This is a genomic window from Streptomyces sp. NPDC090127, assembly GCF_044746945.1.
Taxonomy (GTDB): Bacteria; Actinomycetota; Actinomycetes; order Streptomycetales; family Streptomycetaceae; genus Streptomyces.
The window spans coordinates 175,575-195,130 of sequence record NZ_JBIVDE010000009.1 but is presented as its reverse complement, the minus strand read 5'-3'; the positions used below and the strand labels follow the sequence as shown (position 1 = coordinate 195,130).

Genomic DNA, 19,556 nt, shown 5'->3' with positions numbered 1-19,556 from the left:
GTGAGGACGTATCGGTGGTACCGGCCGGGGAGCCGGTGCGGGTCAGGCGCCGAGTGAGGGGAGCACGACGGCGTCGACGTAGGCACGGAGGAAGTCGTTGTCGACCGGCTGATCCTCGATCAGCGGCCGGGCGATGAACGCTCCGATGAGCATGTGCGGCACGAGCTTCAGAGCCGGGTTGCCGGCGCTGACCTCACCCCGCTCGACCGCTCGTCGCAGCACCACGTCGAAGCCCCGCATCTCGGGATCGATGAACAGCTCGCGCAGCGCCTGGAGCAGATCGGGGTTGGTGTGGACGGCATGGGCCAGACCCCGCATCAGCGCGGAGTCCTTCTCCATCTGGCAGTCGTCGGTACGCTCCAGGATCGCCTGGAAGTCACCCCGCAACGTGCCGGTGTCGATCTCGTCGAGACCGGCCGGCTTGTTGTGGCGCAGCGCCTTGGCGACCAGTTCGGGCTTGCTCCCCCACTGGCGGTAGAGGGTGGCCTTGCTGGAGTGGGTGCGGGCCGCGACGGCGTCCATGGTGAGGGCGTCGTAGCCGACCTCGCCCAGAAGGTCGAGCACGGCTCCGTACAGCTCGGACTCACGCTCTGGGGTGAGCCTGCTGCGGGCCATGACCGGTCTCCCATCCGAACGAAACGGTTTCGTACAGTACGAAGATACCCCGGACCCCTGCGAAACGAAACCGTTTCGTACGTGTCCTGGGCCACACCGGCGGCCACCGGCCGACGCCCCGTCGACCACACCCGGCCCACCCCGTCGCACCCGGCCGCACCGGACCCATACACCCGTACGAGTTGCCGCACCCCCGTCGCGCGGAAAGCATGAGGAGGTGAGTGACGACGCCGCGTATCTCCGCTTCCCGCACCTCCACGACGATCTGCTGTGCTTCGCGGCCGAGGACGACCTCTGGGTCGCACCCCTCGTGCCCGACGGCCACCGCCCCGGCCGGGCCTGGCGGGTCACCGTCGACCGGACCCGGGTCGGCCACCCCCGCTTCTCGCCCGACGGCCGCCACCTCGCGTACACGACCTGGCGCAGCCTCGACCCCGAGATCCATCTCGCGCCGGTCGAGGGCGGCCCCTCGCGGCGGCTCACCTACTGGGGCTCGACCGACACCCGGGTCTGCTCCTGGTCCCCGGACGGCGACATCCTGGCCGTCTCCTCGCACGGCCAGCCGTTCTCGTACTACTCCTGGGCCTACACCGTCCCCACCGACGGCTCCCCCGGCGGGCGGATGCCCTGGGGCCCGGTCTCCGACATCGCCGTCGCGGACGTCGAGGGCCACGGCGACGACCCGTCCGGCGGCCCGGACCGGCGCACGCTCCTGCTCACCGGGAAGCCGCCGCACGAGCCGGCGGCCTGGAAGCGGTACCGGGGCGGAGCCACCGGGCGGCTCTGGCTGCACGGGGAGCGGCTGCTGCCGGACATCGGCGGCCACCTCGACGCGCCGATGTTCGTGGACGGCCGGATCGCCTTCCTCTCCGACCACGAGGGCGTCGGCAACCTCTACTCCTGCCTGCCCGACGGCACCGACCTGCGCCGCCACACCGACCACGACGCCTTCTACGCCCGGCACGCCTCCAGCGACGGCCGGCGGGTGGTCTACCAGTGCGCGGGCGACCTGTGGATCGTCGACGACCTGACCGTGCCGGACTCCGTCCCGCGCAAGCTGGAGGTACGGCTCGGGGGCCCGCGCGCCGGGCGGCGGTCCTACCAGGTCCCGGCGGCCAACCACGTGGACGCCCTCTCCGTCGACGAGACCGGCCGGGCGAGCGCGGTCTCGGTGCGCGGCAGCCTGTACTGGCTCACCCACCGCGACGGCCCGGCCCGCACGATCACCGACACCCCAGGGGTGCGGGTCCGGCTGCCGGAGATGCTCGGCAGCGGCGGCCAGGTGGCGTACGTGACGGACGCGGAGGGCGAGGACGCCATCGAGGTCGCGTACCTGCCGCGGGCCAGCGGGGAGCGGGAGCCGCGCAGGCTGGCCGTGGGCGAGCTGGGGCGGGTCGAGGAGATGATCTCCGACCCGGACGGCGAGCGGCTCGCGATCGCCTCCCACGACGGCCGGCTGCTGCTCCTCGACGCGACGGAGGAGTCCAACGGCGAGGCGACCGAGCTGATCCGCTCGATCAACGGGCCGGTGCGCGACCTCGCCTTCTCCCCCGACGGGACCTGGCTCACCTGGTCGCACCCGGGCATCGGGCGTTCGCTGCGGCAGATCAAGATGGCGCGGATCGCGGGGCCGGGCGCCCGGGCGATCGTCGACGTCACCAACGGCCGCTTCGAGGACGAGAACCCGGTCTTCACGCGGGACGGCCGCTATCTCGCCTTCCTCTCCTGGCGCGGCTTCGACCCGGTGTACGACGTGCACACCGGCGACCTCTCCTTCCCGCTGGGCTGCCGCCCGTACCTGGTCCCGCTCTCCTCCGCGACGCCCTCCCCGTTCGCGCTGCTGCCCGACGGGCGGCCCGCGGCGGGCGGGCTCGACCCGGCGGAGGTGGAGCCCGAGGGCGGGGCCGGGGGCGCCGAGGGCATGACGATCGTGGAGGTGGAGGGGCTCGCGGACCGGGTCACCCCCTTCCCGGTCTCCGCGTCCAAGTACTCGGCGCTCCACCCGGTCAACGGCGGCGGTCTGGTCTGGCTGCGCTGGCCGATCTCCGGCGCGCTCGGCGAGACCTTCGCCAACCCGGCGGACACGACCGGCCGGCCGACGCTGGAGTACTTCAACATCACCAAGGCCCGCAAGACCGAACTGGTGCAGCACCTGGACTGGTTCGCGGTCAGCGGCGACGGCTCACGGCTCGTCGTCGTGGACGAGGGCGAGCTGCGGGCGGTGCCGTCGACGGAGTCCGGGGACGGCGACTCGACGGTCTACATCGACCTGCGGCGGATCCTGCACGAGGTCGACCCGGAGGCGGAGTGGCGGGGCGCCTACGAGGAGGCGGGCCGGATCGTCCGCGACTACTTCTGGGACCCGAACATGTGCGGCGTCGACTGGCCCGCCGTCCTCGACCAGTACCGCCCGCTCGTCGAACGGGTCGCGACGCCCGACGACTTCGCCGATCTGCTGCGCGAGGTCATGGGCGAACTGGGCACCTCGCACGCGTACGTGACGCCCGCCCGGCGCAACGAGGGACCGCCGCACTACCAGCGGGCGATGGGCCTGCTCGGCGCCAACCTCGTTCCCCGGGACGGCGGTTGGATGGTCAAGCGGATCCTGCCCGGCGACTCGTCGGACTCCAAGGCGCGCTCGCCGCTCGCGGGCACCGGCATCCGGGAGGGCGCGATCCTCACCCATGTGGACGGCCGCCCGGTGGATCCGGTGACCGGCCCGTACCCGCTGCTGGCCGCCTCCGGCGGCACGACGGTCGAGCTGACCTTCCAGCCCGCGGCGGGCGAGGGGCGGGCGCGCCGGGTCGCGATCGTCCCGCTGATCGACGAGCGGCCGCTGCGCTACCAGGACTGGGTGGCCAAACGGCGTGCGGTGGTACGGGAGATCAGCGGCGGCAAGTGCGGGTACCTGCACATCCCGGACATGGGCGGCTCGGGCTGGGCGCAGTTCAACCGCGACCTGCGGATGGAGGTCTCCCGGCCGGCCCTCATCGTGGACGTGCGCGGCAACGCGGGCGGCCACATCAGCGAGCTGGTGGTGGAGAAGCTCACCCGCAAGATCCTGGGCTGGGACCTGACCCGCAACGCCCAGCCCGTCTCGTACGCCTCGAACGCCCCCCGAGGCCCGGTGGTCGCCCTCGCCGACGAGGCCACCTCCTCGGACGGCGACATGATCACGGCCGCGTTCAAACTGCTCGGCCTCGGACCGGTGGTGGGCCAGCGGACGTGGGGCGGGGTGGTCGGCATGACGGGCCGGCACCGGCTGGGCGACGGCACGCAGATCACGGTGCCGATGAACGCGGCCTGGTTCCCGGAGTACGGCTGGTCGGTCGAGAACCAGGGCGTGGACCCGGACCTGGCGATCCTGCGCACCCCGCTGGACTGGGCGGAGGGCCGGCACGCCCAGCTGGACGACGCGGTCGAGGTGGCGCTCGCCCTGCTGGCGCAGACCCCGGCGGCGGCCCCGCCCGGCTACGCCGACGTGCCGGACCGCTCCCGTCCGAAGCTCCCGCCGAGGTCGGGGTGACGGGCCGCGAGATCGAGCTCGTACGAGACACCGGGCCGCCCGTCGAGGGTCACGCTCCCGACGGCCCCGAAGCCGAGGCGGTCCAGGACGATCCGTGACGCGGTGTTGTCCACGGTGGTGACGGCGGTCAGCCGGCTCAGCCCGTACGCCTCCACGGCGAGCCGGCACACCTCCCGTACCCCACCGGAGGCCACGCCCCGCCCGGCCGCCTTCTCGGCGACCCGGTACCCGAGCTCGGCGCCGCCGTCGGCCACGTCGACCAGGTTGAACCGCCCGAGCACCTCGCCGCCGTCCGCCACGAGCACGTGCATGCGGATCGCGCCGGTCGCCTGCTCGTCCAGCAGCGCCCGGTGCCGCCCCTCGAACTCCTCGAAGTACGCGTCGCCCCGGTCGGGCACATGAGCGGCGAAGTACGCCCGGTTCTCCCGCTCGAAGGCGAGAAGCGCGGACGCGTGGTCGGCACGGAGCAGCTGCAGTTCGGACATGACCGGCACGGTACGCGGCGCGGCGCCCTCGTGGTCCGTGATTTAGGCCGCATCCGTCGGCTTGCTCGCACCGGACGCGCCGGACGCTCGCGACGCACCGGACCACCGGACGCGCCGGACGCGCCGGACGCGGACGCGCGAGAAGGCGCACCCGGCGTCCCGGGTGCGCCTTCTCAGGGGACCTTCAGGGTCCTCGTAGGACAGACGTCAGGCGTCGTAGTCCTGGTCGAAGCGGTCCTGCGCCTCCTGCTGCGACCGGCGCTGCTCCTCGTCGGAGGGGCGGCCCTTGGCCTGGGAGGCACGCTCGGACGCTTCGTCCCGCGCGTTGCCCATGCGCTGCTTCGCCTGCTCGGCGGCCTGCCTCGACTGCTCGGCCGCCTGCTTCGCCTTGTCCTTGAACTGGTCTTGCATGCCCATGAAGGTTCACTCCTAGACGGGTGTTGAGGGGGACGGGGCGGACCGCCCCGTGGACCTCGACCAGCGTGGCACGGCGGAACATTCCGCGCATTTCGATCAAATACTCTCCGTGCGCGCCCTCTCGTCGGCGGCCCCTCCCGCGCCCACGAGGCCCTTGGCGACACCGGCCAGGCGGGGTTCGAACCGCTTCATCTCGCGCTGGCCCACCGCGGCGATGATCCCCGGCAGGTACCCCCGGCTCGCCTGCATCCCGCGCAGCCACCACTGGGCGTACACGTGCGGGGAGCGCCGCTCGATCCCCGCCACGATCCGGTCCACGGCCGGGCCCAGCGGGTACGTCCGGTTGGACGGCCAGGGCAGCCGCTGCCGCAGCTCCTTCATGACGTCGTCCTGGTCCGCGCCCCGGACCATGTCGGTGTCGGTCCAGGAGAGGTAGCCGACGCCGACCTTCACGCCCTTGTAGCCGACCTCCGCGCGCAGGCTGTGCGCGAAGGCCTCGACGCCCGACTTGGACGCGCAGTACGCCGTCATCATCGGCGCCGGGGTCATGGCCGCGAGCGAGGCGATCTGCAGGAAGTAGCCGCGCGACTCCATCAGGACCGGCAGGAACGCCCGTCCCGTCACCGCCCCGCCGATCAGATTGACCTCGATGACCCGCCGCCAGGCGACCGGGTCGGAGTCCACGAACGGGCCGCCCGCCGCGACGCCCGCGTTGGCGACGACGATGTCGACCTTCCCGAACCGCGCCTTGACCTCGTCCGCGACCCGGGCCATCGCCTCGTGGTCGGTGACGTCGGCGTGCCACCAGTCCGCCTCGGTGTGCAGCCGGCCCGCGACCTGCTTCAGCTCCTCCGGCTCCAGGCCGACCAGCGCGATCCGCGCGCCGCGCGCCGAGAGCTTGCGGGCGAGGAGTTCGCCGACGCCGCGCGCCGCTCCGGTGACGACCGCGACCTGTCCCTCCAGGCTGACCCTGCTCATGCCGCCTCCTCCTTCTGCTCCGCCGACTTCTGCTCCGCCGGCTTCTGCTCCGCCGGCTTCTGCTCCGCCGGCTTCCGCTCCGCCGTGATGTATGTCCGGACCAGGTCCCTGATCCTCGCCGTCACCGCCTCCGGCGCCTCGACCGGCGTCATGTGGCCCATGCCCGCCAGCTCCTCCAGACCCACGCACTGCGGCAGCGCCGCCGCCAGACCGCGCGAGTGGACGGGGGGCGTGAGCCGGTCGGCGGTGCCCGCGAGCACGGCCACGGGCAGCGTCAGGTCCCGTACGCCCGTGCCGAGATCGAGCCCCGCGAGCACCCGCGACCAGCCGACCCGGGCGCGGCGCGGGCACGCGTGCACGATCCGGGCGCACGCGTCGACCCGCTCGGGCGCCGAAGCGGGGCCCATCGTCGCGTACTTGAGGATCCTGCGGGAGAGCGGAGTGACCGGCCCGAGCGGCGCCCGGGCGCCGAGGACCGCCCGCGTCAGCCGGGTCCGCGCCCCGCCCGCCGGCAGCGGCAGGACGAGGGACTCGGCCACCAGCCGGGACGGCCCGGTCGAGCAGAGCAGCACCGCGGCCGCGTGCTCCCGGAAGGCCGGACGCGTGGCGGCCGCCATCACGGTCATGCCGCCCATGGAGTGCCCGGCCAGGACCGCCCGCTCGCCCGGGGCCAGGGTCGCGCCGAGCACCGCCTCCAGGTCGTCGGCGAGCGCCCGCGTCGAGTAGCCGGCCACGTCCACCGGGGCGGGGGTGCGGCCGTGACCGCGCTGGTCGTAGGCGATGACCTTGTGGTCCCGGGCGAGGTCCCGTATCTGCTCGGCCCAGAAGGCGATCGAGCAGGTCCAGCCGTGGGCCAGGACGACGGCCGGGGCGTCCTCGGGGCCGTACACCTCGACATGGACACGGGCTCCGTCGGCGGAGAGGGCGATCACCTCGCGCCCGTACGGCAGCGCTCCCGGACCGGAGCGTGCGGGCGATCCGAAGAGCCGGCTCACTTCACCGCCTCCTTCTTGCGCCCCGTGCGCTGCGGCTGCTCGCCGTCGACCGCCGACGCCTGCTCCTCGGCCACCGCCGACGCCTGCTCGCCGTCGACCGCCGACACCGTCGCCTGCGACGGCCTCAGCACCTCGTACTCCGCGAGGTCCACCCGCCGTGTCTCGCGCCGGAACTCCCCCGTCGTCCCCGGCCACAGCGTGGTGTTGCGGCCGTTGGCGTCCAGGTACCAGCTGTCGCAGCCGCCCGCCTTCCACACGGTCCGCTCCATCCGGTCCTGCACCTTGCGGTTCCAGGCACCGACGGCGGACGGCCGGGCGGCGAGCGCGGCGCGGCCACCGAGGACGTCGAGCTGACGCAGATAGTCGGCCATGTAGTTCAGCTGGGACTCGATCATCAGGATCATGGAGGAGTTCCCGAGGCCCGTGTTGGGTCCGATGATCGTCATCCAGTTGGGGAAGCCGTCGACGGTCGCGCCGCGCAACGACTGCACCCCGCCCTTCCACGCCTCGGAGAGGGCGACACCGCCCGCGCCCACCACCCGGTCGGCGATCGGCATGTCGGTGACGTGGAACCCCGTACCGAAGACGATCGCGTCGACCTCGGTCTCCGTCCCGTCGGCGGCCACGACGGTCGAGCCGCGCACCTCGCGCAGCCCGGAGGCGACGACGTCCACATTGGGCTGGGCGAGCGCCGGGTAGTACGCGTTGGAGAGCAGGATCCGCTTGCAGCCGATGCGGTACGAGGGGGTCAGCTTGGCCCGTAGCGCCGGGTCCTTGATCGCCTTGGCCATGTTGGCCTTGGCGAGCGACTCGACGAGGCCGAGCTCGCCCGGGCGCTTGGTGAAGGCGCTCACCTGGAGTTCGCGGATGCCCCAGAGCAGCCCCCGGCGCGCGGTGCCGGTGAAGGGGAGCGTGCGGTGGAGCCAGCGCTCGGCGCCGGTGATCGCCCGGTCCATGCGCGGCATCACCCACGGGGGCGTGCGCTGGAAGAGGGTGAGCCTGCCGACCTGGGGCTGGATCGCGGGCACGATCTGGATCGCGGAGGCGCCGGTGCCGACCATGGCGACGCGCTTGCCGGTGAGGTCGTAGTCGTGGTCCCACTGCGCCGAGTGGAAGACCTTGCCGGGGAAGTCGGCCAGGCCCGGGATGTCGGGGACCTTCGGGTCGGAGAGCGGCCCGGTCGCGGAGACGATGACGTCGGCGGTGAAGGAGCCCTGGTTGGTCTCGATCTCCCAGCGCAGCTCGTCCTCGTCCCAGCGCATCAGGGTCACCTCGTGGTTCAGCCGCAGGTGCGGGCGGAGCCGGAAGGTGTCGGTGACGTGCTCCAGGTAGGCGCGGATGTGGCGCTGGCCGGAGAAGGTCCGGGGCCAGTCCGGGTTCGGCGCGAAGGAGAAGGAGTAGAGGTGCGACGGGACGTCGCAGGCGCAGCCGGGGTAGCTGTTGTCGCGCCAGGTGCCGCCGACGGAGTCGGCCCGTTCCAGGACGACGAAGTCGGTGATCCCTTCGCGGCGCAGCCTGACGGCGGCCCCGAGTCCGCCGAAGCCCGATCCGATCACCGCCACGCGTACGTGCTCGTGCTTCACCATGCCGCCTCCCGTGCGCCACAATCCCGCCAGCAATCACTGGCACAATCGGGACTGTAGAGCAGCGGCATACCGAGCGGTAGGGGTCGGACGAGGGAAAGTTACCGGCGGTACAACATAGGCTGGCAGGCGTGGCAGAACGATCGGAAGACGCGAAGGCGGCCGTGCGGGAGGCCGCACAGGAAGCCGTACAGGAAGCCGTGAGGGAAGCGGCGCAGGACGCGACGGACGGCACGGCGAAGAGCGCGGCCGAGGGGTCCGCCGCGGCCGACCCGCCCCAGGGCGAGCGCGGTCACCGCACGGACACCCGAGGCGCGGGCGAGCACCACACGGACACGGACACGTCCACCCGAGGCGCGGGCGAGCACCACACGGACACGGACACGGACACCCGAGGCGCGGGCGAGCACCACACGGACACGGACACGGCCACCCGAGGCGCGGGCGAGCACCACACGGACACGGACACGGCCACCCGAGGCGTACGCGAGCACCGCACGGACACCCGAGGCGTACGCGAGCACCGCACGGACACCCAGGGCGCACGCGAGTACCGCATGGACGAACTCGCGGCCGAGGCCGGCATCACCGTGCGCACCCTGCGCTTCTACCGCGAGCGCGGGCTGATCGCACCGCCCCGCCGCGAGGGCCGGATCGCCTGGTACGACGACCACCACCTGGCCAAGCTCCGTACGATCGCGGCCCTGCTCGAACGCGGCCACACCCTCAACGGCATCGCCGACCTCAACACCGCCTTCGAGAGCGGCAAGGACGTCAGCGAGGTCCTCGGCCTCGGCGAACCGACCGAGGAGGAACCGGTCCGGCTCACCCCGCAGGAACTGGCCGACTACTTCGCGGGCGAGGTCACCCCGGAGAACCTGCTGGCCGCCCTCGACCTGGGCTACCTCGCCACCGACGGCGACGCGATCGTCCACATCAGCCGCCGGCTGCTGGACGTCTCGGCCGCCCTGGTGAAGGAGGGCGTCCCGCTGGCAGCCGTCCTGGAGGCGGGCCGGGCGGTCCGCGAACACGCGGAAGCGCTGGCGGCCCTCTTCACCGAACTCCTGCGCGAGCACGCGGCGGAGAAGGACCTCCAGCGCCTGCGCCCGCTGGCGAAGAGCGTGGTGGAGGCCGAGCTGTCGATGGCTCTGGACCGCCGCCTGCGCGAACCCTGACCGACGCGGACTACATCTGGTAGACGGCGGTGACGGGCGCGTGGTCGCTCCACCGCTCCGCGTGCGTGGCGGCGCGCTCGACGTACGCCTTGAGGGCCTTCGCGGCGAGCCCCTGGGTGGCGACCTGGTAGTCGATGCGCCAGCCACTGTCGTTGTCGAAGGCGCGGCCGCGGTAGGACCACCAGGAGTAGGGGCCGTCCTGGTCGGGGTGGAGGGCGCGGACGACGTCGACGTACTCCGCCTCGTCGAAGACGCGGCTCAGCCAGGCCCGCTCCTCGGGGAGGAAGCCGGCGTTCTTCTGGTTGGCCTTCCAGTTCTTGAGGTCGGCCTCGCGGTGGGCGATGTTCCAGTCGCCGCAGACGACGACCTCGCGGCCGTCGGCGGCGGCACGCTCCCTGAGCTCCTTCAGGTACGGCAGGAACTCGCCCATGAAACGGATCTTCTCGTCCTGCCGCTCGGTGCCGACCTCGCCGGAGGGCAGGTAGAGGCTGGCGACGGTGACGCCGGGCAGGTCGGCCTCGATGTACCGGCCGCTGCCGTCGAACTCGCTCGACCCGAACCCGACGCGCACGGCGTCCGGCTCACGCCGGGTGTAGAGGGACACCCCGGCGCGCCCCTTCGCGGCGGCGGGCGCGTGCGCGGCGAACCAGCCGTCGGGCGCCCGGACGTCGGCGGGGAGCTGGGCCTCCTCGGCGCGGACCTCCTGCAGGCAGACGGCGTCGGCGGAGGTCCCGGCGAGCCACTCCACGAAGCCCTTTTTGGCGGCGGCACGGAGTCCATTGACATTGGCGGTCGTCACAGTGAGCATCCAAGGAGAGTACCGACCCCCACCCCCGCATACCCATACACTTGCCCACATGAACATACACCCCACCCCCTACGATCACCCCGACGCGGTGAAGCTCCAGGACGAAGTCATGCTGGAGTACGCCGTCCGCTACGACGGCGAGGGCGACGCCACCCCGCTCGACGCCGGGATGTTCGTACCACCGCAGGGCCTCTACCTCGTCGTGTACGACCCGGACGGCCGCCCGGTCGCGTCCGGCGCCTGGCGCACCCAGGACGCGAACGACGAGGGCTACGCGGACGGCGACGCCGAGCTCAAGCGCATGTACGTGGTCCCCGAGGCCCGCGGCCTGGGCCTGGCCCGCCGCGTCCTGGCGGCCCTGGAGGACGACGCCCGGACGGCGGGCCGCACCCGGATGGTCCTGGAGACGGGCACGGCGCAGCCGGAGGCGATCGCCCTGTACACCTCCAGCGGCTACGAGCCGTGCACCAAGTTCGGCCACTACCGCGAGTACGAGAGCAGCCGCTGCTACGCGAAGCCGCTGTAGCACCGGCTCAGGATCCGCGGGCAAACCGGCTCAACGACACACAAACAGACCGACTCAACGGCCGACAGACCCGCCCGGACCGACTGTGGCCTGCTCAACGGACCCGCCAGGCACGCCCGGACCGGCCGTGATGCGGCATTCGGGTGGAGATGCGCCCGTATCGCAACTGCCCCCGGCCTTCGCGCTGTCCTCCCCGGCAGTGGCAGGACAACTGAGGAGGCACTCATGACGGAGCTCCAGTCTTTCCCCACGGCCCCGAGCGCGCTCTCGGAGTACGACCCCTACCGGTTCCCGGCCGTGTACTTCGACGACCTCCCCGAGGAGCCGCGGCTCGCCTACGGGATGTCGGGCGTCCTCGACCACCCGCTCCCCCCGCCCGCGCCGGCCAGCCGCCTGTCCGTCCCCCTGGAGCCGGCGGACCGCCGCCGCCTGGACCTGCACGCGGCCCTCACCACGGCGGGCATCGCCCCGCTACCGGGCGACCTCGCCGCGATCGACGCCCTCTGCACCCTGGACGACCCCACCCACCGCGCCCTCCAGCGGTGGATCACCCGCGCGACGTGAGCCGCGTACTTCACGGAATGCGACCTGGCCGACACCCCTGCCCCTTCGACGTGGAAGTCGGCCAGGTAAGCGGATACTCCTCACCTGTCCGGTTCAGGAGCGACCGTTCCGGCTGCGGCGCAGAAACTCCAGAGCGGCAACCTGAGTTCCCTCTTCCGGCTCACCTGCGCGGTAGTCCCGGGACTTGATGTATGCGTAGAAATCCGCGTCCGGCCCATATCCATACTGTTCCAGGTAGTAGGCCTGTGCCCGTGCCCAGATCCAGACGCCGTCGGTCACCGTCGAGATCGGAACGACCTTGCCCTTCGACGCGTCGAGCTGATCCGGAGCAAAACCGGCCGCCCGCTCGACGGTGGTACCACCGTGTGCGAGAAATCCAAGCAAGCGTTCCCGCTCGGCCTGATCCGCGATGCGAGGCCTGGACTCGTCGAAGTACGGCCCCGACTTCGGGTCGACACCATCGAACAACCGCGCACGCTTGAATTCCACCGCTTCTCCCTCAGCTCTTGTCGTTCGGTTGGAACGTGACCCACTCGCCATCAGGCGGCCAGGTCGACTGCATGTCGCCATACTCGTCGAACGTGCCGGAAGCCACCCACGAGTTCCCCTCGGCGTCGGACCACGCCAGCTCCGTCGGGGCAGTGACGGGAACCCCCAGGTTGTCGGCGAGTTCTTGCGCGAACGGCTCCTCGCCCTGACCGGTCTCACATGACATCAATCTGATGGGCTCGCCGTCCCAGTCCGATGTGTCACTCGCGAGATAGGCAGCGAGCTCTTTCGCATCGACGCTTCGCCCGTCGACCTCGACCGAGTCCGGAGTGCCGTGCAGATCGACAGTGAACGTGCCTTCCTCGGGCTCCAGCTTGGAGGCCATGTCCCGCATCTCGGTGTCTTCCTGCCCATAGAAGGCCTCGCCCGAATCGGTCGTCAGCTTGCGCTCCTCCAAATGGGAGACCGCCTCCGACACCTGATCCGTCGCCTCCACCGACTCATCCGGCTCCACCGACTCCATGGGCTCCGCCGACTCCAGGGCGTCGGCTCCATCCACGTCATCCGGCTCTACCGGGTCCGGCTCCTCTGACGCATCCTGGGGTTCATCGAGCTCTCCGTAGGAATCGTCCGGCTCGACGGGTTCCAGCGACTGGTCGTCGTCCGCGGCCGGCGGCAGCTCATGATCGGCGACGCCCTGCGTATCGCCGGCCTCGGTGTCGCTCTCAGCGGTGTACAGCTCGCTCATACCGCACCCCCGTGGCGGTGCGCAGCGAGACGGTGTGCGGACGGACCACTCGTCCGGCCACATCCGCACATGCGTGACCTGCCCAGCACAGTCCGCCACCCCCGTGGAACGATCGCCTGGCAACACCCTAGCCCCGGCGTCTTTGTGATGATCCACCAGGTCCGGTTCACGAGCGCCCCTGACCAGGCGCTCCAGAGCCGTACGAAGATCGCCTACCAAACCGGCGCACGACCGCCCCCGAAAACGACGAAGATCCCGCTCGATCTTTCGATCGAACGGGATCTCGTCACCGTTCCCGAGAGCTACTCGCGAACTGTCGTTTGTGGACCTGTGGGGATTTGAACCCCAGACCCCCTCGATGCGAACGAGGTGCGCTACCAGACTGCGCCACAGGCCCTTGCGACGTGTGAAACATTAGCATCCCGATCGGGCTACACAAAAATCCGTTCCCTCGCAGGTCACCCGGGGCTACGGACCGCCGCCCCGAGCGAGGTCATTCGTTGGCCGCGCGGGGGCGGTCGTCGTCCGCGTACTGGTCGAAGAGCGGGGTGCGGCCGTGGTCGCGGCGGGGGCGGGGCGGTGTGGAGCGCTGCCGGGGGGCCGTCGGGTTCGGGGCGGGGGCCGCGGGCGGGGTCGCGTCGGTGGCCGCCGTGGAGGAGCGGGCCGAGCTCCAGGTCTCCGGGTCCGTGATGTCGATGCCGCTCGTGGCGCGCGGGGCGACCGGGGCGGTGACGTACGTGGGGAGCGGGACCGGGACCGGCTCCCAGCTGTCGCCCCGGGCCGGGCCGCGCTCGCGCTGCTGGTCCACCCACTCCGCGTGGTCCGTCTGCTCGACGAGCGCACGGCGGCCGGCCTCCTGCGGGGAGACCTCGGAGGACGGTTCGGGTTCGGGTCGGGCCGGCTCCTCCTCCGGCTCGGCGGGCGCGGCCGGGCGGCGCGGGCGGTTCTCCCGCAGCCGGGCCGCCGCCGCCTCGGCGCGCCGACGGTCCATCACGTACACGAAGCGTCGCCGCTCCGTGGTCCGCAGATGCACGATGTACGCGCTCAGGAGCACCGCCGGGACGGCCGGCGCCCACAGGAACGTCAGGCCGCCGACCGCCGCGACGACCGCGCCGAGCGTGAAGGCGAGGAAGAGGACGACCGTCGTCCGGCGGCGCCGGGCGAGGACCTTGCTCCGCCGGGCCCGCTCGACGGCCGCCTTGGAGGGGCGTCGGGAGGAAGCCGGCCCGGGGGCTGCCCGCGCCGGTTCGGGGATCGCCCGCGCCGGTTCCGGGGCTGCCCGGGCCGGTTCGGGCGCCGGCTCCGGGACTTCGAGGCGGGCTTCCGTCCTGGCCGCGGGCGCGGAAAAGGCCCGGACGTCGACCGAGCTCACATGCTCCGTCTCCACGTCCGGCTCGACGCCGGGCTCCCGGTCCTTCAGCTCCTTGGCGTACCGGCGCTCCATTCCCGCCCGTCCGGACAGCAGCCGGATGGCGGTGCTGAAGCGTTCCGTCGGACGGGCCTCGTTGAGCTCGTCCTGCCTGCGGAGCCACATCGGCACCAAGTAGGCGGCCCAGGCCCCGACGATGACTGCGTAGATGAGGCCGCTGCTGCTCACGCCTCACACCGTAGAGGGGTTCGCGGGAGGGCATCGGCCAATTGGCCCGGTGTGTCGCACGATCTGGCTGATATCACTGAACTTTTTTGTGATTGTTCAGATCGATTGGCGGTCATCTGCTGATTGAATTCGAACATTTATTTCATTGCGCGGGATACGACGGACGCGCCCGGTGCCAGCGCCGCACCAGCCCCTCGGGGACCTCCTCCGCGGTGAGCGCGAAGACGAGATGGTCCCGCCAGGCCCCGTCGATGTGGAGGTAGCGCGGACGCAGCCCCTCCTCCCGGAAACCCAGTTTCTCGACCACCCGCCGCGAGGGAAGGTTCTCGGGCCGAATGCAGACCTCGATCCGGTGCAGCCCCACGTTGCGGAAGCAGTGGTCGACCACGAGCGCGACCGCCGACGGCATGACGCCCCGGCCCGCCACCGCGCTGTCCACCCAGTACCCCACATGGCCCGAGCACATCGAGCCCCACGTGATCCCCGCGACCGTCAGCTGACCGACCAGCTCGCCCCGGAACTCGATCACGAACGGCAGCATCCGGCCCACGTTCGCCTCCGCCCGCAGATGGCGGACCATCTGCCGGTACGTCGGCCGCTGCGCGACCGGGGCCCCCGGCGCCGCCGGCGGGATCGTCGCCTCCCAGGGGCGCAGCCAGTCGCGGTTACGCCGGTTCACCTCGCGCCAGGCCCGCTGGTCGCGCAGTTTTATCGGCCGCAGCACGACGTCACCGTCGGCGAGGACCACGGGCCAGGACGGGATCATGACGGTCTCGGGTGGTCGCCGCCGCGGAGCTGGTCGACGGCGTGGATCAGGAGCGGCTCCAGGACGGCGAGGCCGTCGCGGACCCCGCCGGAGGAACCCGGCAGGTTCACGATCAGCGTCCCGCCCGCGACCCCGGCGAGGCCCCGCGACAGCGCCGCCGTGGGCACCTTCTCCCGGCCGTACGCGCGGATCGCCTCGGGGATGCCGGGAATCTCCTGGTCGAGCACGCGGCGGGTGACCTCGGGCGTGGCGTCGGTCGGCGAGATGCCCGTGCCACCGGTGGTGACGATGACGTCGTACCCGGCCTGGACCCCGGCCCGCAGCGCCGCCTCGACGGGCGCGCCGTCCGGCACCACCTGCGGGCCGTCGACCGTGAAGCCCATCCGTGTCAGGCCCTCGGCGATCAGCGGACCGCCCTTGTCCTCGTACACACCGGCCGCCGCCCGGTTGGAGGCGGTGACCACGAGGGCGGAGTACGGGGAGCGGAGGGCGCCGCCGCCGGGGGCGTCGGCCGCGGGCGCCGTCCCGTCGGCCGGGAGCGCGCCCCTGGCGCCGTGCGGCCCGTGCCCGTGTCGCCCGTGCCCGTGCGCCTCGTCCCCGTGCCCCTCGTGACCGTGCGTCTCCCCCACCCGCCCGGCGCGCGCCTGCACACCGAGTCCGGTGGCGTCCGTCGTCGCCGTCATGACTCGGCCCTCGTCCACGTGCCCGACTTGCCGCCCGTCTTCTCCTCCACCCGTACGTCGGAGATGACCGCGCCCTTGTCGACCGCCTTGATCATGTCGACCACCGTCAGCGCCGCCACGGAGACCGCCGTCAGGGCCTCCATCTCGACGCCCGTGCGGTCCGTCGTCTTCACGGTCGCCAGGATCTCCACGGCGTCGTCCGCGACCGTGAGGTCGAGGGTCACGCCGGAGACCGCCAGCGGGTGGCAGAGCGGGATGAGCTCCGGGGTCTTCTTGGCCCCCATGATCCCGGCGATCCGCGCGGTGGCCAGCGCGTCGCCCTTCGGGACGCCCTCGCCCCGCAGCAGCTCGATCACGCGCGGCGAGACGAGGACGCGGCCACTGGCGCGCGCGGTCCGCGCCGTGACGTCCTTCGCGGAGACGTCGACCATGCGGGCCGCCCCCGCCTCGTCGATGTGGGTGAGACCTTGCTGCGTGCTCATGGCGGTGACACTCCCGGTCGCTGTGTGGGAAGTCACGGTACCGCCACCAGGCCCTCCTCAGCCGAGGAGGACCACGTCCAGCTCCGCGCCGGGCGCCAGCTCCGTCGTCTCCTCCGGTACGACGAGCAGCGCGTTCGCGTGCGCGAGCGCGGCGATCAGGTGCGAGCCCGCGCCGCCCACCGGAGTGACGGTGCCGGACTCGGCGTCGTACGTCCCGCGCAGGAACTGGCGGCGGCCGGACGGGGACGACAGCGCCTTGTCGGCGGTCAGCACGGCACGGAACCGGGGGCGGTGCAGCTCGTCCAGACCCATCAGGGCCCGGATCGCGGGGCGTACGAACAGCTCGAAGGAGACGTAGGAGGAGACCGGGTTCCCCGGCAGGGCGAGCAGGGGGGTGTGCTCCGGGCCGATCGTCCCGAACCCCTGCGGCTTGCCCGGCTGCATGGCCAGCTTGCGGAAGTCGACCTGGCCCTCGAACTGGCCCTCGGCCGTCAGCGCCTCCTTGACGACGTCGTACGCGCCGACGCTCACCCCGCCCGTCGTGACGAGGAGGTCCGCGCGGATCAGCTGGTCCTCGATGGTGGCGCGCAGCGTGTCGGCCTCGTCGGTGACGGCGCCGACCCGGTACGCGATGGCTCCGGCGTCGCGCGCGGCGGCGGCGAGCGCGAAGCTGTTGGAGTCGTAGATCTGGCCTTCGCGCAACTCCTCGCCGGGCTGCGCCAGTTCGCTGCCGGTGGAGATCACGACGACCCGCGGGCGCGGGCGCACGCGGACGGTGGCGCGGCCGATCGCGGCGAGCAGCCCGATCTGCGGCGGCCCGAGGACCGTGCCCGCCTCGAGGGCCAGGTCACCGGCCTGGACGTCGCTGCCGCGCGCGCGGACGTGTGCCCGGGCCTCGGCGGCGCGGTGGACGCGGACCTCGCCACCCGCGCCCTCGGGGTCGGCGCTGGCGGCGCGCATCCCGCTCGCCGCTCCCCCGCCCGTACCGCCGTCGGTCCACTCGACCGGGACCACGGCCTCGGCGCCGGGCGGCAGCGGGGCGCCGGTCATGATCCGGGCGGCCTGGCCGGGACCGACGGTCGGGAGGCCGCCGGCGCCCGCCGCCACGTCACCGATGACGGTCAGGACCGCGGGGAACTCCTCGGTGGCACCGGCGACATCGGCGACCCGGACCGCGTAACCGTCCATGGAGCTGTTGTCGAAGGGGGGCAGCGCGACGGGCACCGTGACGTCCTCGACCAGGACGCAGCCCTGGGCGTCGGGGAGTTGCAGCTCGATGGGTTCGAGCGGGACGACCGCCCCCAGGATGTCGTCCAGGTGCTCGTCCACCGACCACAGCCCACGGGCGGGACCCGCGCAGGCGTCGCCGGACACGGCGGCGGACGTCTCGCCGGACACTTCGGCCGACGTCTCGCCGGACACTTCGGCGGACGCGTCGCCGGACCCCTGGGTGCTGCTGCTCACGGTGCTACATCTCCTCGCTGACGTACTTGCGGAGCCAGGTCCGGAAGTCCGGCCCCAGGTCTTCACGTTCGCACGCCAGTCTGACAATGGCACGCAGATAGTCCCCGCGGTCACCGGTGTCATAGCGCCGGCCCTTGAAGACCACACCATGGACCGGGCCGCCGATCCGCTCGTCCTTGGCGAGTTTCTGCAGGGCGTCGGTCAGTTGGATCTCGTTGCCACGGCCGGGCGCGGTCTCCCGCAGTATCCCGAAGATGGCCGGATCCAGTACATAGCGGCCGATGATCGCGTAGTTGCTCGGCGCCTCGTCCACGTCCGGCTTCTCGACGAGGTCCGTCACCTTCACCACGTCGGAGTCGATCGTCCCCTCCACCGCCGCGCAGCCGTAGAGGTGGATCTGGGAGGGCTCGACCTCCATGAGCGCGATCACGCTGCCGCCCTCCCGCTCCTGGACGTCCACCATCCGGGAGAGCAGCGGGTCGCGCGGGTCGATCAGGTCGTCGCCGAGCAGCACCGCGAAGGGCTGGTCGCCGACGTGCGGGGCCGCGCAGAGCACGGCGTGGCCGAGGCCGCGCGGGGCACCCTGGCGCACGTAGTGCATGGTCGCGAGGTCGCTCGACTCCTGCACCTTGGAGAGCCGTTCCTCGTCGCCCTTGCGGGCCAGCGCCTCCTCCAGCTCGTAATTCCGGTCGAAGTGGTCCTCCAGGGGACGCTTGTTCCGACCGGTGATCATGAGTACGTCCGAGAGTCCGGCCGCGACGGCCTCCTCGACGACGTACTGGATCGCGGGCTTGTCGACGACCGGCAGCATCTCCTTGGGGGTGGCCTTGGTGGCCGGGAGGAAGCGCGTGCCGAGACCGGCGGCCGGGATGACAGCCTTGCTGATCCTGGGGGGCGACTGAGTCATGCGGAGCACCATAGCCGTTCGGAATGAGAGGAAGATGGGGCTCCGATTAACTTCCTGTGCATAAAGACAGTTACGAGAGGTTAGTGAAGCGACGTGATGCCTCGATGACGGCCGACATGCCCGAAAAGGCGTCCTTGCGCCGCCACCTCCTGGCCGCCCGCGCCCAGCTGACCAGCCATGATGTCGAATCGGCGGCCGCCCTGCTCGCACGGGGTGCGTGGGAGCTGGCGGAGCTCGCCGAGCCGACCGGGACCGACGCCGACACCAGGGCAGGTGCCGGCGCCGCGTCCCGGACCGTCGCCGCCTATGTGTCCGTCGGCCGCGAGCCGGGCACGCGCGCGTTGCTCGACGTTCTGCGTGCGCGGGGGGTGCGCGTCCTGCTGCCGGTCCTGCTGCCCGACAACGACCTGGACTGGGCCGCGTACGAGGGCGCCGACGGTCTGGCGAAGGCCGGCCGGGGCTTGCTGGAACCGACCGGTCCGCGCCTCGGCCCCGAGGCGGTGTGCGCGGCGGACGTGGTCCTGCTGCCCGGCCTCGCGGTCGACGAGCGCGGGATGCGGCTCGGGCGGGGCGGCGGCTCGTACGACCGCGTCCTCGCCCGGCTGGCCCGGGCGGGCGCGGATCCGGCGCTCGTCGTCCTGCTGTACGCGAACGAGGTGGTCGCCCGGGTCCCGGAGGAACCGCACGACCACCCCGTGCACGCGGTGGTGACCCCGGAGGGGGTCATCCGTTTCGTCCCGTAGGAGAG

Annotated in this window: 20 protein-coding genes and 1 tRNA gene; 5 read left to right on the top strand and 16 right to left on the bottom strand. The window is 72.2% G+C overall.

The genetic code is table 11. The features are described 5' to 3' along the window. Positions 1 to 42: 42 nt before the first annotated feature. Complete coding sequence (locus tag ACIPPS_RS29480; RefSeq protein ID WP_401438178.1) at positions 43 to 615, bottom strand: TetR/AcrR family transcriptional regulator; 573 nt, start codon at positions 613 to 615, stop codon at positions 43 to 45. A 217-nt stretch (positions 616 to 832) separates the two neighbouring features. Between ACIPPS_RS29480 and ACIPPS_RS29475 the strand changes: the two genes are divergently transcribed. After that, positions 833 to 4,141, top strand: coding sequence for a S41 family peptidase (locus ACIPPS_RS29475; protein ID WP_401438176.1), 3,309 nt, complete (start codon positions 833 to 835; stop codon positions 4,139 to 4,141). Here ACIPPS_RS29475 and ACIPPS_RS29470 read toward each other — a convergent pair. The 5 genes from ACIPPS_RS29470 to ACIPPS_RS29450 form a co-directional block, all read right to left on the bottom strand. After that, entirely contained in the window at positions 4,087 to 4,626 is a 540-nt protein-coding gene (locus ACIPPS_RS29470) for a GNAT family N-acetyltransferase (protein ID WP_401438173.1), read from the bottom strand. The genes ACIPPS_RS29475 and ACIPPS_RS29470 overlap by 55 nt on opposite strands. Positions 4,627 to 4,833: 207 nt before the next feature. After that, positions 4,834 to 5,043, bottom strand: a complete 210-nt coding sequence (locus tag ACIPPS_RS29465; protein ID WP_401438171.1) for a hypothetical protein — start codon at positions 5,041 to 5,043, stop codon at positions 4,834 to 4,836. Positions 5,044 to 5,139: 96 nt separating this feature from the next. Continuing rightward, positions 5,140 to 6,021, bottom strand: coding sequence for an SDR family oxidoreductase (locus ACIPPS_RS29460; RefSeq protein ID WP_401438168.1), 882 nt, complete (start codon positions 6,019 to 6,021; stop codon positions 5,140 to 5,142). Continuing rightward, a complete protein-coding gene (locus ACIPPS_RS29455) occupies positions 6,018 to 7,016 on the bottom strand; it encodes an alpha/beta fold hydrolase (protein WP_401438166.1) in 999 nt (332 codons plus the stop codon). Before ACIPPS_RS29455 ends, ACIPPS_RS29460 begins: the two co-directional genes overlap by 4 nt. After that, positions 7,013 to 8,602 (bottom strand): flavin-containing monooxygenase, encoded by a 1,590-nt coding sequence (locus ACIPPS_RS29450; protein ID WP_401438163.1) that lies wholly within the window; start codon positions 8,600 to 8,602, stop codon positions 7,013 to 7,015. The genes ACIPPS_RS29455 and ACIPPS_RS29450 overlap by 4 nt, the downstream gene beginning before the upstream one ends. Before the next feature lie 554 nt (positions 8,603 to 9,156). On the opposite strand from ACIPPS_RS29450, the gene ACIPPS_RS29445 reads away from it, so the two are divergent. After that, positions 9,157 to 9,774, top strand: a complete 618-nt coding sequence (locus ACIPPS_RS29445; protein WP_401438596.1) for a MerR family transcriptional regulator — start codon at positions 9,157 to 9,159, stop codon at positions 9,772 to 9,774. A 10-nt stretch (positions 9,775 to 9,784) separates the two neighbouring features. Here the strand turns inward: ACIPPS_RS29445 and ACIPPS_RS29440 are convergent, their stop codons facing one another. Then, positions 9,785 to 10,582, bottom strand: coding sequence for an exodeoxyribonuclease III (locus ACIPPS_RS29440; RefSeq protein WP_401438161.1), 798 nt, complete (start codon positions 10,580 to 10,582; stop codon positions 9,785 to 9,787). Between the two features lie 49 nt (positions 10,583 to 10,631). On the opposite strand from ACIPPS_RS29440, the gene ACIPPS_RS29435 reads away from it, so the two are divergent. Both ACIPPS_RS29435 and ACIPPS_RS29430 read left to right on the top strand, forming a co-directional pair. Continuing rightward, entirely contained in the window at positions 10,632 to 11,108 is a 477-nt protein-coding gene (locus tag ACIPPS_RS29435; RefSeq protein ID WP_401438159.1) for a GNAT family N-acetyltransferase, read from the top strand. A gap of 225 nt (positions 11,109 to 11,333) precedes the next feature. Then, the gene (locus ACIPPS_RS29430; protein ID WP_401438156.1) at positions 11,334 to 11,672 is read left to right on the top strand and encodes a hypothetical protein; all 339 of its coding nucleotides are present in this window, start codon (positions 11,334 to 11,336) and stop codon (positions 11,670 to 11,672) included. Positions 11,673 to 11,765: 93 nt separating this feature from the next. Here the strand turns inward: ACIPPS_RS29430 and ACIPPS_RS29425 are convergent, their stop codons facing one another. The 9 genes from ACIPPS_RS29425 to galU all read right to left on the bottom strand — a co-directional run bounded on the left by ACIPPS_RS29425 (position 11,766) and on the right by galU (position 18,808). Continuing rightward, entirely contained in the window at positions 11,766 to 12,161 is a 396-nt protein-coding gene (locus ACIPPS_RS29425) for a hypothetical protein (protein WP_401438153.1), read from the bottom strand. 10 nt (positions 12,162 to 12,171) lie between these two features. Then, positions 12,172 to 12,909: a hypothetical protein gene (locus ACIPPS_RS29420; protein ID WP_401438150.1), complete on the bottom strand. Its 738-nt coding sequence runs from the start codon at positions 12,907 to 12,909 to the stop codon at positions 12,172 to 12,174. Between the two features lie 323 nt (positions 12,910 to 13,232). Beyond that, a tRNA-Ala gene (locus ACIPPS_RS29415) sits at positions 13,233 to 13,306 on the bottom strand. Positions 13,307 to 13,402: 96 nt separating this feature from the next. Continuing rightward, positions 13,403 to 14,506 carry a gephyrin-like molybdotransferase receptor GlpR gene (glpR, locus tag ACIPPS_RS29410; protein WP_401438147.1) on the bottom strand — a complete coding sequence of 368 codons (1,104 nt, stop codon included), beginning with the start codon at positions 14,504 to 14,506 and terminating at the stop codon, positions 13,403 to 13,405. Between the two features lie 142 nt (positions 14,507 to 14,648). Continuing rightward, complete coding sequence (locus tag ACIPPS_RS29405) at positions 14,649 to 15,272, bottom strand: GNAT family N-acetyltransferase (RefSeq protein WP_401438144.1); 624 nt, start codon at positions 15,270 to 15,272, stop codon at positions 14,649 to 14,651. Beyond that, on the bottom strand, positions 15,269 to 15,736 hold the full coding sequence (locus ACIPPS_RS29400) for a molybdenum cofactor biosynthesis protein B (RefSeq protein ID WP_401438593.1): 468 nt from the start codon (positions 15,734 to 15,736) through the stop codon (positions 15,269 to 15,271). Before ACIPPS_RS29400 ends, ACIPPS_RS29405 begins: the two co-directional genes overlap by 4 nt. A gap of 215 nt (positions 15,737 to 15,951) precedes the next feature. Further along, positions 15,952 to 16,437: a cyclic pyranopterin monophosphate synthase MoaC gene (gene moaC / locus ACIPPS_RS29395; protein ID WP_401438141.1), complete on the bottom strand. Its 486-nt coding sequence runs from the start codon at positions 16,435 to 16,437 to the stop codon at positions 15,952 to 15,954. 57 nt (positions 16,438 to 16,494) lie between these two features. Beyond that, a complete protein-coding gene (gene glp, locus ACIPPS_RS29390; protein WP_401438590.1) occupies positions 16,495 to 17,811 on the bottom strand; it encodes a gephyrin-like molybdotransferase Glp in 1,317 nt (438 codons plus the stop codon). Between the two features lie 94 nt (positions 17,812 to 17,905). Further along, a complete protein-coding gene (gene galU, locus ACIPPS_RS29385) occupies positions 17,906 to 18,808 on the bottom strand; it encodes a UTP--glucose-1-phosphate uridylyltransferase GalU (protein WP_401438139.1) in 903 nt (300 codons plus the stop codon). 104 nt (positions 18,809 to 18,912) lie between these two features. Here galU and ACIPPS_RS29380 point away from each other — a divergent pair, with 104 nt between their 5' ends. Further along, complete coding sequence (locus ACIPPS_RS29380; protein WP_401438587.1) at positions 18,913 to 19,551, top strand: 5-formyltetrahydrofolate cyclo-ligase; 639 nt, start codon at positions 18,913 to 18,915, stop codon at positions 19,549 to 19,551. The last annotated feature ends 5 nt before the right edge of the window (positions 19,552 to 19,556 follow it).

Coding starts and splice junctions, on each gene's coding strand:
- galU (WP_401438139.1), bottom strand. CDS start 18,808: ATGACTCAGTCGCCCCCCAGGATCAGCAAGGCTGTCATCCCGGCCGCC.
- ACIPPS_RS29445 (WP_401438596.1), top strand. CDS start 9,157: ATGGACGAACTCGCGGCCGAGGCCGGCATCACCGTGCGCACCCTGCGC.
- ACIPPS_RS29450 (WP_401438163.1), bottom strand. CDS start 8,602: ATGGTGAAGCACGAGCACGTACGCGTGGCGGTGATCGGATCGGGCTTC.
- ACIPPS_RS29435 (WP_401438159.1), top strand. CDS start 10,632: ATGAACATACACCCCACCCCCTACGATCACCCCGACGCGGTGAAGCTC.
- ACIPPS_RS29420 (WP_401438150.1), bottom strand. CDS start 12,909: ATGAGCGAGCTGTACACCGCTGAGAGCGACACCGAGGCCGGCGATACG.
- ACIPPS_RS29470 (WP_401438173.1), bottom strand. CDS start 4,626: ATGTCCGAACTGCAGCTGCTCCGTGCCGACCACGCGTCCGCGCTTCTC.
- ACIPPS_RS29405 (WP_401438144.1), bottom strand. CDS start 15,272: ATGATCCCGTCCTGGCCCGTGGTCCTCGCCGACGGTGACGTCGTGCTG.
- ACIPPS_RS29460 (WP_401438168.1), bottom strand. CDS start 6,021: ATGAGCAGGGTCAGCCTGGAGGGACAGGTCGCGGTCGTCACCGGAGCG.
- ACIPPS_RS29440 (WP_401438161.1), bottom strand. CDS start 10,582: ATGCTCACTGTGACGACCGCCAATGTCAATGGACTCCGTGCCGCCGCC.
- moaC (WP_401438141.1), bottom strand. CDS start 16,437: ATGAGCACGCAGCAAGGTCTCACCCACATCGACGAGGCGGGGGCGGCC.
- ACIPPS_RS29465 (WP_401438171.1), bottom strand. CDS start 5,043: ATGGGCATGCAAGACCAGTTCAAGGACAAGGCGAAGCAGGCGGCCGAG.
- ACIPPS_RS29480 (WP_401438178.1), bottom strand. CDS start 615: ATGGCCCGCAGCAGGCTCACCCCAGAGCGTGAGTCCGAGCTGTACGGA.
- ACIPPS_RS29430 (WP_401438156.1), top strand. CDS start 11,334: ATGACGGAGCTCCAGTCTTTCCCCACGGCCCCGAGCGCGCTCTCGGAG.
- ACIPPS_RS29380 (WP_401438587.1), top strand. CDS start 18,913: ATGACGGCCGACATGCCCGAAAAGGCGTCCTTGCGCCGCCACCTCCTG.